We start from the raw sequence: 14537 nt of genomic DNA, 5'->3' as shown, positions 1-14537 counted from the left end.
AGGGTATGAAACGAAAGGATAAAGGGTTTACGCTCATTGAAATTATCGTAGTTTTGGTGATTATCGCTATTTTGGCGGCGATTGTCGTACCGGTAGTTTCAGGATATGTAGAAGATGCTAAAGATACAAAAATAATAAATAAAGCACACAATGTCTTGACTGTTACAAAGAGTGAATCGGTTTGGCTGTATGCTAGAGGAGAGCTTTTGGCAAAAGTGAATGATACGGCATGGCACAAAGAAGTGATGGAAAAAGCGGAAGTAGATGGAGAAATGGTTTCCATAAAGCTGAATGAAAGTCAGACCAGTACCGGAGATTTTGTCGTTAAGATTGATGGGAAATATGTTAGCTTTAATGATGCAAAACAGGAATTTACTTTGTCAAATGATTTAAGTAACATCACTATTCATGAACAGGTAAGAAATGAATTGCTGAGCAGCAGTTTTATTGGCAAGATTAATGATTATTTTAATATTGCCAGTCGTCCTGAACGATTAGATTCAGAAGGACCGAATACAGGCAGTGTATTACTGGAAATGCTTAAAGAAAAAGGCTATGATCTGAATAATTTCAGCTTTAGAATCTATAAAAAGTATGGCGGCAGCTCCAATACCATCACCATCAGCAATCAAAAAATAACGTTGGATATGGTAGGAAGCAGTGTCGAAGTCATTCAATACGACTATGGCAGCAGCACGGATTTTTCTTCAGAACCAATTGTGAAAAAAGCAACGGTGCCGATTGTCAGCAAAACGGTAAAAGACACGCAGGACAACGAGGTGACCTATGCTGTCTTTGATCTTAATAATGTGGATTGGATCATAGAATAAGAATAAAATACCTATGAAAAAGGAATAATTGGCAATAATTATTCCTTTTTTGTATCCCCTAAATAATTTTTGCATATGATTAGTGAATAACGAAAATTTGACTATTTGGCTATTATTTTAGGATTTGTGATATGTTTGTGATATTTAAATGGTATGATAGGGGTGTAAAAAGGAAGGATGAAGGAGGGATTGTTGATGAACAATAAATTATTAAAATTTCTATTAACATTGACCGTTGTTTTTTCAACAATGACTGTATTTGCACAAAATGTACATGCTGCTGTGGCTTTGACGATTTCAACAGCGATCAGTGATGATCCATATGTACGTGTATTTACCGTAACTAATAATGATAGTGCAGTTAAGAATTATACTTATACTGTTTCTGGAGATACAAGTGAGAGCGGAGCAACTATGAATATTGGAGCGAATGGAAGTAATACTCACGAAATTCGCTTGAATAAAAATGGCGGAACTATTTATTTTCAGTTGAAAAATAATACAGACGGTGATTATTCTGCAGCTGTAGCGAGCATTGCTTCTTATCGTATTAAAGTATATTATCAAAGCAATGGCGTTTCATTAAAGGACACGACTTATGTTACTTGTAATGTTAATGGAGCAAGTGCAAGCGCACCAGTTTCGATTCCATTAAACGGACGTGTTTACAATGTGAAAGATGGTTTGAATTATAAAGAAGTAGCTTATGGAACGGAAACGATTGTTTTCGAATATGAATTACAGGCACGTGATGAGTATCAGTCAAAAGTGGTGTTCTTGGATCAAGACGGAAATACGATTAAATCAAACGATACATTTACTGTAAGTGAAGCCAACGGCGGATACTATCAAGTACCGCAAACAATTACACATAACAGCCGTACTTATACTTTAATGGCGAATCAAGGCGATATTTCTCAATCTTATGATGATGGTGCCAATACGTACTATGTACGTTATCAGCTTCAAGAAGAAAGTGCCAATTTGCCTTATTATGTAACTGTGGATTACAGAGTTGGAGATGTGTTGCTGGCTAGAAAAACATTGACAGTACAAAATGGAAAAACAGTGTCACATGAGGCTCCTTCTACTTTTAAAGCAGGGACTTCATCTTATCAATTAGCCGGTAACGGAACCATCACTCATACATATGGGGATGCTACTAAAAACTATACAGTGCAGTATACTAAGGAAGTTACAGATCAAAATCAGCCTTATGATGTGTATGTGCAATATGTAGATGTGACAACTGGGAAAATCTTGGAAAGTCACTATCAAACGGTAGGCGTAGATAAAACGGTTAAATTTGATATTCCTGGAAGCTTGACTGATGCAGGGGTGAATTATATCTTAGCACCAGAACAGCCAACAGCAATTACGCATCAATTCGGTTCAGCTCAGCGTCAATACAATGTTTATTTCCATGAAAAAGATTTAAACGTTGAAGAATATCCAGTGACGATTTCATATTATGATTTAACTGAAAACAAGATCTTATTTACAACAAAAGCAACAGCAAATGTAAATGACGGATTAACCATTACAGTCCCTAGTACTTATGAAGCAAACGGGAACCAATATGTCTTATTATCTGGACAGGATACAGAATATACTCATGAATTCTATTCAACAAGACGCAGTTATACATTTATTTACCGTAATGCGGATGACTTGGCAAATCAGGATGTTGTTGTGTTGCCGGGTGATAACGGCGGAGTAGTTGAAACGCCAACAGGCACAACTGTAACTATTGATTATACAACCGGTCGAACAGTTATCACTGTACCGGAAAATGAAACACCGCTAGTTGTAAATGAAAATGGGGAATTGGTTAATGAACCAACAGAAGATACACCAGAAACCGAAGTAGTAGAAGAAAATGAAACACCATTAGCAAATGGAAAGAAACAGGATCAAACTTCTTATATTATAGGTGGAAGTGCTGTAGGAATCGCAGTGGTGGCGGGACTTGTGTTCTACATTGCAAAGAAGAGAAAAAAAGAAGTAAAATAGAGAAGTTTTAGAACCATTCTAAAGAGAGTGGTTCTTTTCTTTGGGATTTTTTAAATTTATGGGATCAAATATCTGTAAACTCACGTTTCTTTTTATCAAACAACCTAGTATTGCCAATAGATTTAGGATATAATGAACATAGAGAATAAGGGAGGCAACTATATGCGCAATATAATGAAGAATATAGGGCTAACTGCGGCGGAGTTCTTTGATTTGTTTTCAAGAACGACGGATGATTATCTTTATATGTGGGATATCCAGCGTGGGTATTTTTATATTTCAGATAATGCTTATGTCGATTTTAATATTGATGAAGGAATTAAGACCGATGTTGTGAAAGAATGGGCAGGAATCATGGTACCGGAGGATCGTCAACGCTGGCTGGCTGATATGCAGCTGATCGGGGATGGGAAAAAGGATTATCATGATATGGAATATCGTATCTATAATAGAGCGGGACATATCATATGGGTATCGTGCCGTGGAGAAGTAAATAAAGATGAAAATCAGCGTCCTCTTTTTATGGTGGGGCGTATTTCCAACATTGGAAAGCAAAATAAGTTTGATAATATTACCGGACTTATGAATCGTGCTCAATTTCAAAGTGATATGAACTATCTTTTAAATTCTGGGATCAAAGGATTAGTCGTTGTACTGGATATTGATAATTTTAAAAATATTAATGAACGTCATGGTTATGCTTTTGGAGACCGAGCATTAAATTTAATCTCAACACAATTATCTAACCTATTGCCTCAGGATTGTCAGATTTATCGTTTAGATGGAGATGAATTTGCCTTTTTAATGAAAGATGGTACAAGAGAAAATATTGAGATGATCTATGAAAACATACAGGTGTATATTACTAATCAATTTATGATGGATGGTCATAAATTGTTTGTATCTTTATCTGCCGGAGTTTGTTTCTTCCCTCAAGACGGTGATAACTATCAGCGATTGCTAAGACAGGCAGAAGGAGCTGTAGAAATCGCTAAAATGAATGGAAAGAACCAGTTGGTTTTCTTTTCTAAAGAAATCTATAATCGTCGATTAAAGATTATTGAAATGCAGGAGAGTCTGCATAACTGTGTCAGCCGCGGATGCGAAGAGTTTGAAATGTTTTATCAGCCTCAGATTGATACTAATACTAAAAAAGTGGTGGGAGCGGAAGCGCTGCTGCGTTGGCATTCTCCTGAACATGGAGAGGTTTCGCCGATTGAATTTATACCCTTGTTGGAGGAAAGTCATTTAATTATTGAAGTAGGAAAATGGGTGTTTGAAGAAGCTGTCAGGCAATGCAAGCAGTGGCAGAAATATGATCCTGATTTTATCATGAGCATCAATGTATCTTACACGCAGCTTAAAGAGAATTCATTACTGGAATATTTAAAAAATAATGAATATCATAAGCTTTCTACGAGAAATTTTATCTTGGAATTAACTGAAAGCTGTTGGGTACCAAATCTGCATTTCCTAAATCAGGAATTTAAGAATATTCAGGATATGGGATATGGCATTGCGATTGATGATTTTGGCACTGGATATTCATCTCTAAGTCATTTAAAGGAACTTTCTGCCAACATTATTAAAATTGACAGAAGCTTTATTCAGGGGATCAATCAGGGCAGTTATGAATACACTTTCTTGGAATATATTGTGAAACTTGCACATATTATTGATTTAAAAGTATGTGTTGAAGGTGTTGAGACGATCGAAGAATATGAAGTTGTCAAACAGGCATCTCCGGATTATATTCAAGGATTCTTATTTGGCAGACCAATCAGTGCTGCTGATTTTGAAAGCCGTTATTTTAATGATAATCAAGCAGGAGGGCGCTAAGATGAAAACAAGAGCCGCTTCTGCTTTTATTAAACAATTTATTGAAGCCTATTACCTGCAGCATGATGTTTCAAAGGTTATGAAGATGCTGGATCCTCAGATTCGTTGGAGCAGTGTTCGCTGTCAAAGAATTCTAAACGGAAAAGCCGAAGTGGAAAAAATGCTGACAGAAGCTGTTAATTGTAAAAATTATAGGATTAAAGTATGTGAGTTTAAAATGGAGGAAATCAAGGAGGAAAGTAATCCGTTTTTAGTGTGTTACGAAATTGATGCATTGCTGATCGGTGAAAACTATCAATATCCACTTACTTTTTTTGGTAGTTTAACAGTAGAGGCGAGAGAAAGTACATTTATTATTAAAGAAGTCTATATATCCATGTTTCAATCAGAGGAACGGTCTACTGAACTTCTTTATAAAGAGATGAAGGACAGAAAAAGACGAAAACAAAATGAGAGAGACTATCAGGATGCTTTATATTTAAAACAGGTTAATGACGATTTGGAAGTATTAACCAATAATGTTCCGGGTGGGATATTTCGCTGTTTAGACGATGAATCATTAACGTTGCTTTATATGAGTGACGGATTTTTAAAAATGCTGGGATATACACGTCAGGAAATAAAAGATCAGTTTGATGATAGTTTTCGAAAAATGATTGATCCCCGCGATCGTGAAAGTGTCGAACAGGAAGTTATACAGCAAATGACATTAGGATCAACCAAGCAGATCGAATATCGCATTTTGCATAAAGACCAACGTTCCATATGGGTATTGGACAATGGTCAGTTAATTGAAGATCCTAAAGGAGGTTATCCTTCTTATTACTGCATCATTATAGATATTACAGAAGAAAAAAAGATAAGTGAAGAGTTAAATCTGGCATTGGAGCGCTATGATATTATCATGAATCAAACGAATGATGTTGTGTTTGACTGGGATATTTTGAATGGTCGATTAAAATACTCAAGGGGACTGGAAAGAATTATTCCGCAAACAATAGCGGAAAATAATGTTAAAGAATTTGTATTCGAAGCCGGACATTCTCTTTTTCATCAGGCAGATATTCCTAAATTAAAGCGTATGCTAGAAAAGATTAAAAATAAAAACAGCTATGTGGAAGAAGAACTGCGTCTGCGAAACAGTGAACATCAATATCGCTGGTGGCGTCTGCGTGTCAGTGTGCAGTTTGATAAAAATGAACAGCCAATTCGAGCAATTGGGATCATTATTGATATCGATCAGGAAAAGCAGCATTCTCAATTTCTGCTGAGTCGTTCTCAGGAGGATGCTTTGACTGGCATTTATAATAAAATGACTGCTCAGCGTCAAATCAAAAGCGCTTTAACATCGATAGATAAAAAGAAATTTCATGCTTTGATGATTATTGATATTGATAATTTCAAAGAAATCAATGATCGTCTTGGGCATCTGTTTGGTGATGCGGTTTTAAGTGATATTGCCAGAAGAATGAAGAATGTTTTTCGTCACCATGATATTATTGGAAGAATCGGTGGTGATGAATTTATCGTATTTGTTAAAGATATGCAAAATATGGAGAATATCAAAATAAAAGCAAGGCAAATGATTTATGAGATGCATGAACTGCAGCTGAATCATGATAAACAAGTACCGATTTCATGCAGTATTGGAATAGCTCTGATTCCCAAAGATGGCGATAATTTCAAGGTACTTTTCCAAAAAGCGGATCAAGCGCTGTATCATGCGAAAAAGGCAGGGAAAAATCAATATGCACTTTATGACGAATCGATTATTAATGAATATTTTGGGGATACTAAAGTCGGTTCAGTTGTCAATGAAAAAATAGACTCTAATGAAAATAATAAAGTACTGAATGGACAGCTTACTGAATATGTGTTTCGAGTTTTATATAATTCCAAAGATTTAGCCGAGGCGATCGCATCCATTTTAGAAATTGTTGGATTGCAATTTGATGTTAGTCGTGTCTATATATTTGAAAGCAGTCATGATGGAACTTACTGTAAAAATACATTTGAATGGTGTAATAGTGGTATTGAACCACAGATTGACTATTTGAAGCATGTTTCTTACAGAGATGAGCTTGGCAGAAATTATATGGATAATTTTAATGAGGATGGGATCTTTTATTGTGCAGATATTCATCAGCTTCCTGAATATCATTATAATCTTGTCGCAAAACAGGGAATTAAATCTATGCTTCAATGTGCAGTAATGGATAATGGTGAGTTCAAGGGTTATGTGGGTTTTGATGAATGCCGTCAAAACCGCTATTGGACACAGGATCAAATTGAAGCGCTAGTGTTTATATCTGAAATTTTAAGTGTATTTTTACTAAAAAATAGAGCGGAATCTATCTTGAAACAAGAATCAACCGGTTTGTTGGATTTATTAAATAACCAAAATTCATGGATCTATGTGATTGATCCTAAATCATATAAAATTTTATTTTTAAACAAGAAAACAAAAGAGTACTGTCAGCAAGCAAAGATTGGTATGCGCTGTTATCATATATTTATGGAACGAACGTCACCATGTCCGTTTTGTCCGCTGAAACGCCTTTTTGAAAGTAAGAAAAGTCAAAATGATGAAATTTATATACCCACTTTTAAAGTATGGGTGGATGTTGATGCCACTTGTGTGAGATGGAAAGGAAGAGAAGCAGTAATGTTGAGCTGTCGGGATATAAACCGTTATAAACAGAAATAAAAAACTGGGGTGAAAAGAATGGTCGTGGTTGTCGTCAGTGATTCTCATGGAAGAACAGCTTATTTGGATGAAATTTTAAAACGTTACTCAACTGCAGACTATTTCATTCACTGTGGTGATTTCTTGTTGAATCAGAAAGATTATCCTCAGTTTAGGGTTGTTTTAGGAAATAATGATGAAGCAAATAGTTATCCCGAGCAGTTAATATTGGATATAGGAAAGCATAGACTCCTTGTTGTTCATGGACATCAATATCCTTCTGCTAAAAGAGATCAGCAGCTGGTAAAGAGAGCAAAGGCATGCAATGCCGATGTAGTCTGTTTCGGGCATACTCATGTGCCTAGAAAAGAGTATTTAGATGAGGTATTGCTGATTAATCCCGGCGCGCTTTGGCGTTGTATTGGTAAAAAGGGACCAAGCTATGCGGTTTTGAATATCGATGACGAAGTTCATGCGAAAATTCATTATTTTAATTCATAATAAAAAGAAGCATCTTTTCAAATATTGGGATCACTCTAAAAAAGAATGATCTTTTTTTGTTAAGAAAAGTTAATAAAGATTGAGCAGTGTTTGATTATAAAAGGGATAAACGTGATGATATAGTTTTTTAAATCCTATATTATGAAATACATTCCATTTTAAAGAACGAAAGAAAATGTTGTTTAAGACTGCTTAGGCAGTATGAGTTCTTATATTGATACTGTCAAAAAATATGAAATAAGCAAAGATAGTGTTTAATAAAATAGATTTCCGGTCTTAATTTTCTCTCATGCACATTATGTATTTTTTCTTTCTATTGAGTTCATAGAATCATAGCAAACTTATATATACTTTAATCTTTCATTTTGGTGATTTTATGTCAAAAGGTGAAATAAATTTGTTTATTTCATGATAAACAGCGGCAAAAGAAAGGAGAATGTATAAAATGATTTCGCTTTCTTTTATAAGTTATGGCATTTGTTGGAAACAAAATGTAGACTTATGTCGAAAAATCATCTAAAATAGATAAGTAAACTATGGTTAAAGGAGAAGGTTATCGAGATGAGTGGATTTTTTGGCGTAGCATCAAAAAACGATTGTGTCATGGACTTATTTTTTGGAGTAGATTATCATTCACATTTAGGAACCCGCAGAGGGGGGATGGCTGTATATGGACCGAATGGGTTTAACCGTTCTATTCATAATATTGAAAATTCACCCTTCAGAACAAAATTTGACAAAGATGTGGATGAATTTGTTGGAAAGATTGGAATTGGCTGTATTTCAGATAATGAAGCTCAACCGTTATTGGTAAATTCTCATTTAGGATCATTTGCCATCACCACGGTTGGACGTATCAATAATTTAGAAGAATTAAAAGAAAATTGTTTTGCTTATGGAACAACGCACTTTTTAGAAATGAGTGGGGGAGTTATCAATCCTACAGAAATGGTAGCGGCGATCATTAATCAAAAAGATACGATCGTTGATGGAATCAAACATGTTCAAGAGGTTGTGAAAGGATCAATGAGTATTTTGATCATGACACCGGATGGAATTTATTGTGCTCGTGATAAATTCGGAAGAACCCCTGTCATTATTGGAACAAAAGAAGATGCCCATTGTGTCACTTTTGAAAGTTCGGCTTTCTTGAATTTAGGCTATCATCATGAAAAGGATCTCGGTCCCGGAGAAATCATATTCATGAGTGAAAATGAAATTAAGCAGGAACAGGCGCCGGCAGATAAAATGAAAATATGTTCATTTTTATGGGTATATTACGGTTATCCGACTTCTACCTATGAAGGAATCAATGTTGAGGTGATGAGAAACCGCTGTGGTGATCTTTTAGCGGGACGTGATGATGCAAAACCGGATAGTGTCGCCGGTGTTCCCGATTCGGGTATTGCTCATGCGGTAGGCTATGCGAATCGTTCAGGAATCCCTTTTGCAAGACCTTTTATTAAATATACACCGACTTGGCCACGCTCGTTTATGCCCCAAAGTCAAGGGCAGAGAAATCTGATTGCTAAGATGAAATTGATTCCGGTGCAGGAGCTAATCAAAGGTAAAAGTTTATTGCTGATCGATGATTCTATTGTACGTGGGACACAGTTAAGAGAAACAACAGAATTTTTATATCAGAGTGGGGCAAAAGAAGTGCATGTCAGACCGGCATGTCCGCCATTGCTGTTTGGTTGCAAGTATTTAAATTTCTCTCGTTCAAATTCAGAGATGGATCTGATCACTAGAAGAGTAGTGTGTGATTTAGAAGGGACAGATAATGTCACTGAAGAGGTATTGCTGCAATATGCAGATCCGGATCATCCTAAGTATCAGGCAATGTTGGATGAAATCTGTAAACGTTTGAAGTTTACTTCATTAAAATATCACCGCTTGGATGATTTGATCGAATCGATTGGTCTTGAACCATGCAAACTATGTACATATTGCTGGAGCGGTAAAGAATAATATGAGATTTCGGGTTTCCCTGAAATCTTTTTTGTTTAAATGGTATTGACCTAAAGGAGGCTTTAAGATGTATTATGAAAATAAAGAGATACATTAAAAGGAGGAGTTGAATGAAAAAGCAAATTCTGTTTTTACTTTTGATAGTAGTTATGCTTTGTGGCTGTTCAGTACCCAAACAACAAGAATCACTAGTCAAAGAAGGAGATTACCGTACGATTGCCTATGTAACGGTGCCGGCATCAGAAAATTGGCGTTGGATTGGTGAGGAGGGAGAAACCATAACATCGGCAGTGGACACACGCTATGTTACGCATATCAATTTCGCTTTTGGGATGATTGAAGCCTATCAGTATGATCCGGGTTATGACGGATGTCCATTAATGAGTGGCAGCGTGGCATCAAAAGAAGCTTACAAAGATCCCGGTGATGGAAATTATCATTATAAGGCAACAGTAAATGGCTGGATTGAAGAGATGAAATCTAAAGTGAACGGAGAACCTTATCTTCATGCTTTAGTTGCTTTGAAAGAACAAAAGCCTGAGCTTAATGTGCTGCTTTCCATCGGGGGCTGGGATTCGGATGGCTTTTGTTATATGGCGCAGACACCAAAAGGACGAAATGAATTTATTGAAAGCTGCATGGATCTAATTGATGAATTTCATTTGGATGGAATTGATTTAGACTGGGAATATCCAAATAACGGCGGTTGGGGCACAATCGCATCATGTCCAACTTGTGAAAAAGATGGGCTTGCCTTATTGAAAGAATTTCGTGCCAAACTAGATGAGCGCTATCCTGATACTCATAAACTGCTGACGATCGCTTCTGGTATCCCTTGGGTGGATGAAGAAGGATTGGAAGTACTCGATTATATGAATGTTATGTGTTATGACTTTGATTCCGGAAGCGGCGAAAGTCAGGCTCCCATGTCTTATGTAAAAGATAATATGAAAAAGCATATTCATAAAGTGGGTGATACCCCCGAACATCGTGCTAAATTAAATTTAGGAATTCCTTTCTATAATGAAGGAGGTCCCTATCTAGTTCCTTACTATAAAGAATGGGACGGTTATGTAGACGCCTCTCCTAAAATTGCTCAGGAGAAAATGAACTGGGTTAAGGAAAACGGGTATGGCGGAGGATTCTATTGGGCATATTCAATGGATAAATTTGAACAGGATGTTGAGAATCCAAATAGTCCGGAAGTAAAAGAACTTCAACGTACAGTTTATGAAACTTTAAATGGGGAAGTGAAATAAAATGAATTTTATATTAGAAAAAGACAACAGTCGTTCTGTCATAACCGCTTTAGATCAAATTCATGATGTGCAGCATGGACAACCAGTCCCGGCTTTTCCTAAACAAGCTGTCGTATTTTGCTATGGATATGGATTGGATTTTTTGAAGTCAAATCATCATGCGAAAATATGGTTAAAGAAACTGCCACGTTTTTTATCCGGTGGAGAAGTCTATATGATCGAAGGCTATGAAGATGTTTGTTTTCTTCATGGTGGTGCCGGAAGTCCGATGATTGCCGATACAATAGAAGTTCTTGTAGCATTAGGTGTTGAGCAGTTTTATTTATTGGGACTATGTGGCGTGTTTGATGGCATGATTAAAGTAGGAGATATTGTGATTCCAACTCGGGTTTTGAGCGAGGAAGGCACCTCACGACATTACGTATCGGATATTGATTTTGTGGAAGCCGATATGTCTAAGCAACGTCAAGCCTATCACTATTTTAAAGCACTTCATGTCACTTATTTAATGCCTACTGTCACAACAGATGCCATCTATCGTCAGACATTTAAAAAGGAAGCCTACTGGCGTACACAAGGCTGTGTCGGTGTTGATATGGAGGCCTCCGCTTTTTTAACGGTATGTCACTATTATAATAAAAAGGGAACTGTCATCTTAATGGCTTCCGATGTTCATCCGCTCACTGATAGTCAGTCATGGACATTTGGCAAGAAAGATTTTATGACATGTCGAGAAAACTTTACAGCACAAACCTTGCAGTTTATCTTAAGACAACAGGAGAATGATGAAGAACACTATTAGAAAAGGAATATTGGATAATCTCGAAGAACTAGAACAATTCTTTATTTATCAGCGATTCTTATAAAAAATACTGTTATCATTATTTCAATTTAATTAAAAATAAGATGAGATCACGCCTATGTCGTCTCCTTGTTTTTTATGAAAGTACCACTATGAATTAGAAATCGAATTTGTTAGAATTGAAGAAAGGAGGATGAAAGATGCGTGAATATTCAATTATAGAAAAAAGTAAAAAGGCATATACAAAAGAGGAGTTAGTTAAAGATTTAAAAGCATTGGGAGTTCAAACCGGAGATTGTTTGCTTGTGCATTCATCTCTTTCAAAATTAGGCTGGGTTATTGGCAGAGAAGTCACGGTAGTAGAAGCACTGATTGAAGCAGTCGGGGAAGAAGGAACATTGGTAATGCCGAGTTTTAGCGGTGAAAATTCCGATCCTAAGAATTGGCAGGCACCACCGGTTCCAAAAGAATGGGTTGAACGAATCAAAAAGCATATGCCGCCCTTTGATCCGATTTTGACTCCAACAAGACAGATGGGAAAAATTGCCGATCTGTTCCGGCATTATCCTGGTACGCTGCGCTCTGATCATCCTCAGGTTTCATTTACGGCACGTGGTCCCAAAGCACAGCTTTTATTAGAACCTCATCAATTAACTCCGGGATTTGGAAAAGAGTCACCGTTATACAGACTATATGAAAAAAATGCAAAAGTTTTATTATTAGGCGTTGGTTATGGTAATTGTACTTGTATGCATCTAGGAGAAACATGGTTAAAGAATCCTAAGTGGGTAGATACCGGTGCCAGTGTGATGCAAGATGGAGAAGCGACATGGGTTAGGTTTTGTGAAATTGATTATGACGATGAAGATTTTGACAAAATTGGTGAAGATTATGAAAAAAGCCATTCGGTTCAAATTGGAAATGTAGGACAGGGAGAAGCACGTCTGTTAGAAATGCAGTCCATAACGGACTTTGCTTATCAGTGGATACAAAAAAATAGAAAATAGAAAGCAGGAGATTATTGATCCTGCTTTTTGTATACTTTTACCTAAATAAGTCAATCTTAATAATAGGTGATATAATGGATAAAAAAAATTATCAGCAATGTGTTAGTGAATTAGATCGAATTTTAGATGTAAAGATTAACTTTGATATTGTAAAGCGAACATTGACCATTCAAAAAAAAGAACTTTCTTTTTATTTTATAGATGGCTATGTTAAAGATGATATTATTGAACGAATTATGCAGTTTCTAATGGGAACTACGATTAAAATGGATCAGCTCAAGACAGCTGAACAATTTTCTGCTCAGCTTATTCCCTATGTTGAAGTAGAAATCAATGAAGAGATTGAAGCGATGGTGCAGGCAATTTTATCGGGGACAATCGTATTGCTTGTAGAAGGCTTTTCTCAAGGGATATTGATTGATGCAAGAACCTATCCGACGCGCGGTATGCAGGAGCCGGAAGATGATCGAGTTTTAAGAGGATCGAGAGATGGTTTTGTGGAAACATTGGTGTTTAATACAGCCTTGATCCGTCGGCGTATTCGGGATCCTCGATTAAGAATGGAATATACCAGTGTCGGAACCCGAAGCAAAACCGATATTGTATTATGCTATATGGATGGAATCGTTAAACCGGAAATGTTAGACAACATCAAAAAGCAGCTGACAGATGTTAAGGTAGAAGCTTTGACAATGGCACAGGAAAGTTTAGCGGAGGCATTGGTGCCGGGGAAATGGTACAGTCCTTTTCCTAAAGTGCGCTATACGGAACGTCCGGATACTGCCAGCAGTAATGTGCTGGAAGGAAAAATTATCGTCATTATCGATAATTCTCCCAGCGTTATGATCCTGCCTACATATTTCTTTGACTTTGTTCAGGAAGCGCAGGATTATTACTTACCACCATTAACCGGAACGTATCTGCGTATTATTCGCATCGGTGTTTTTATTGTGACTTTATTGGCGAGCCCGATATGGTATTATTTTAATATGAATCCAAGTCTGACACCTGCTTTTTTGCGGTTTACACTAATCGGCAATGTCCACAATATTCCTATCATTATTCAGCTTTTGATGTTGGAGTTTGGGATCGATGCATTAAAACTGGCATCACTCAATACCCCTAGTTCTTTAAGCAGCTCCTTTAGTATTATCGGGGCATTGATTTTAGGTGATTTTGCAGTTGAAGCCGGCTGGTTTGCACCAGAAGTTATCTTATATATGGCATTTGTCGCATTAGCGAACTTTACACAGCCAAGCTATGAACTGGGTTATGGAATAAAGTTTATGCGTGTCATGTTGTTGATCTTGATTGCAATACTCCCCAAATGGGGCTTATGGATAGGATTGGTGATCATGGGATGGATTCTTTATCATAGTAAAACTATATCTAAAGAGAGCTATCTTTATCCGCTGATTCCGTTTTGTTGGCGTGATTTTAAAATGATCTTTAGAAGACGTAAGCTAAAGTCACATGCTTCTTTAAAATCTATTCATAAATAAAGATATCTTGGGATATCTTTTTTCATCATTGAGAGCGAGGTTACAGTTCGGTAAAAAACGACATTTTTAAGAATATAGGTTGGCTAGAATTAAAGAATATGATACTCTATAAATGGTTTGTTAAGAA

10 protein-coding genes are annotated in these 14537 nt (G+C 36.5%); all 10 read left to right on the top strand.

Annotated elements, in window-relative coordinates; translation table 11 throughout:
* The first annotated feature begins 5 nt into the window (after window positions 1–5).
* The 10 genes from ACLRVU_RS02715 to ACLRVU_RS02670 all read left to right on the top strand — a co-directional run bounded on the left by ACLRVU_RS02715 (window position 6) and on the right by ACLRVU_RS02670 (window position 14410).
* Entirely contained in the window at window positions 6–830 is an 825-nt protein-coding gene (locus ACLRVU_RS02715; protein WP_412890577.1) for a prepilin-type N-terminal cleavage/methylation domain-containing protein, read from the top strand.
* A 195-nt stretch (window positions 831–1025) separates the two neighbouring features.
* A complete protein-coding gene (locus tag ACLRVU_RS02710; RefSeq protein WP_412890576.1) occupies window positions 1026–2843 on the top strand; it encodes a hypothetical protein in 1818 nt (605 codons plus the stop codon).
* A gap of 162 nt (window positions 2844–3005) precedes the next feature.
* Window positions 3006–4682 (top strand): putative bifunctional diguanylate cyclase/phosphodiesterase, encoded by a 1677-nt coding sequence (locus ACLRVU_RS02705; RefSeq protein ID WP_412890575.1) that lies wholly within the window; start codon window positions 3006–3008, stop codon window positions 4680–4682.
* A gap of 1 nt (window position 4683) precedes the next feature.
* Window positions 4684–7389, top strand: a complete 2706-nt coding sequence (locus tag ACLRVU_RS02700; RefSeq protein WP_412890574.1) for a diguanylate cyclase domain-containing protein — start codon at window positions 4684–4686, stop codon at window positions 7387–7389.
* 18 nt (window positions 7390–7407) lie between these two features.
* A complete protein-coding gene (locus tag ACLRVU_RS02695; RefSeq protein ID WP_412890573.1) occupies window positions 7408–7869 on the top strand; it encodes a metallophosphoesterase family protein in 462 nt (153 codons plus the stop codon).
* A gap of 561 nt (window positions 7870–8430) precedes the next feature.
* Window positions 8431–9840 carry an amidophosphoribosyltransferase gene (locus ACLRVU_RS02690; RefSeq protein WP_412890572.1) on the top strand — a complete coding sequence of 470 codons (1410 nt, stop codon included), beginning with the start codon at window positions 8431–8433 and terminating at the stop codon, window positions 9838–9840.
* A 110-nt stretch (window positions 9841–9950) separates the two neighbouring features.
* Window positions 9951–11099: a glycosyl hydrolase family 18 protein gene (locus ACLRVU_RS02685; RefSeq protein ID WP_412890571.1), complete on the top strand. Its 1149-nt coding sequence runs from the start codon at window positions 9951–9953 to the stop codon at window positions 11097–11099.
* A 1-nt stretch (window position 11100) separates the two neighbouring features.
* Complete coding sequence (locus ACLRVU_RS02680) at window positions 11101–11901, top strand: nucleoside phosphorylase (protein ID WP_412890570.1); 801 nt, start codon at window positions 11101–11103, stop codon at window positions 11899–11901.
* A 200-nt stretch (window positions 11902–12101) separates the two neighbouring features.
* Window positions 12102–12908 (top strand): aminoglycoside N(3)-acetyltransferase, encoded by an 807-nt coding sequence (locus tag ACLRVU_RS02675; RefSeq protein ID WP_412890569.1) that lies wholly within the window; start codon window positions 12102–12104, stop codon window positions 12906–12908.
* A 74-nt stretch (window positions 12909–12982) separates the two neighbouring features.
* Window positions 12983–14410 carry a spore germination protein gene (locus tag ACLRVU_RS02670; protein ID WP_412890568.1) on the top strand — a complete coding sequence of 476 codons (1428 nt, stop codon included), beginning with the start codon at window positions 12983–12985 and terminating at the stop codon, window positions 14408–14410.
* Window positions 14411–14537 lie beyond the last annotated feature (127 nt).

The sequence above is a fragment of the Beduini sp. genome (assembly GCF_047239305.1).
Classification (GTDB): Bacteria; Bacillota_I; Bacilli_A; order Erysipelotrichales; family Coprobacillaceae; genus Beduini.
The sequence above is the reverse complement of the archived record's forward strand: the minus strand, read 5'-3'. Positions and strand labels throughout refer to the sequence as shown.

Excerpts from the sequence above, each read along its gene's own strand:
- ACLRVU_RS02690 (WP_412890572.1), top strand. The coding sequence starts at position 8,431 with ATGAGTGGATTTTTTGGCGTAGCATCAAAAAACGATTGTGTCATGGAC.
- ACLRVU_RS02710 (WP_412890576.1), top strand. The coding sequence starts at position 1,026 with ATGAACAATAAATTATTAAAATTTCTATTAACATTGACCGTTGTTTTT.
- ACLRVU_RS02675 (WP_412890569.1), top strand. The coding sequence starts at position 12,102 with ATGCGTGAATATTCAATTATAGAAAAAAGTAAAAAGGCATATACAAAA.
- ACLRVU_RS02715 (WP_412890577.1), top strand. The coding sequence starts at position 6 with ATGAAACGAAAGGATAAAGGGTTTACGCTCATTGAAATTATCGTAGTT.
- ACLRVU_RS02695 (WP_412890573.1), top strand. The coding sequence starts at position 7,408 with ATGGTCGTGGTTGTCGTCAGTGATTCTCATGGAAGAACAGCTTATTTG.
- ACLRVU_RS02700 (WP_412890574.1), top strand. The coding sequence starts at position 4,684 with ATGAAAACAAGAGCCGCTTCTGCTTTTATTAAACAATTTATTGAAGCC.
- ACLRVU_RS02705 (WP_412890575.1), top strand. The coding sequence starts at position 3,006 with ATGCGCAATATAATGAAGAATATAGGGCTAACTGCGGCGGAGTTCTTT.
- ACLRVU_RS02670 (WP_412890568.1), top strand. The coding sequence starts at position 12,983 with ATGGATAAAAAAAATTATCAGCAATGTGTTAGTGAATTAGATCGAATT.
- ACLRVU_RS02685 (WP_412890571.1), top strand. The coding sequence starts at position 9,951 with ATGAAAAAGCAAATTCTGTTTTTACTTTTGATAGTAGTTATGCTTTGT.
- ACLRVU_RS02680 (WP_412890570.1), top strand. The coding sequence starts at position 11,101 with ATGAATTTTATATTAGAAAAAGACAACAGTCGTTCTGTCATAACCGCT.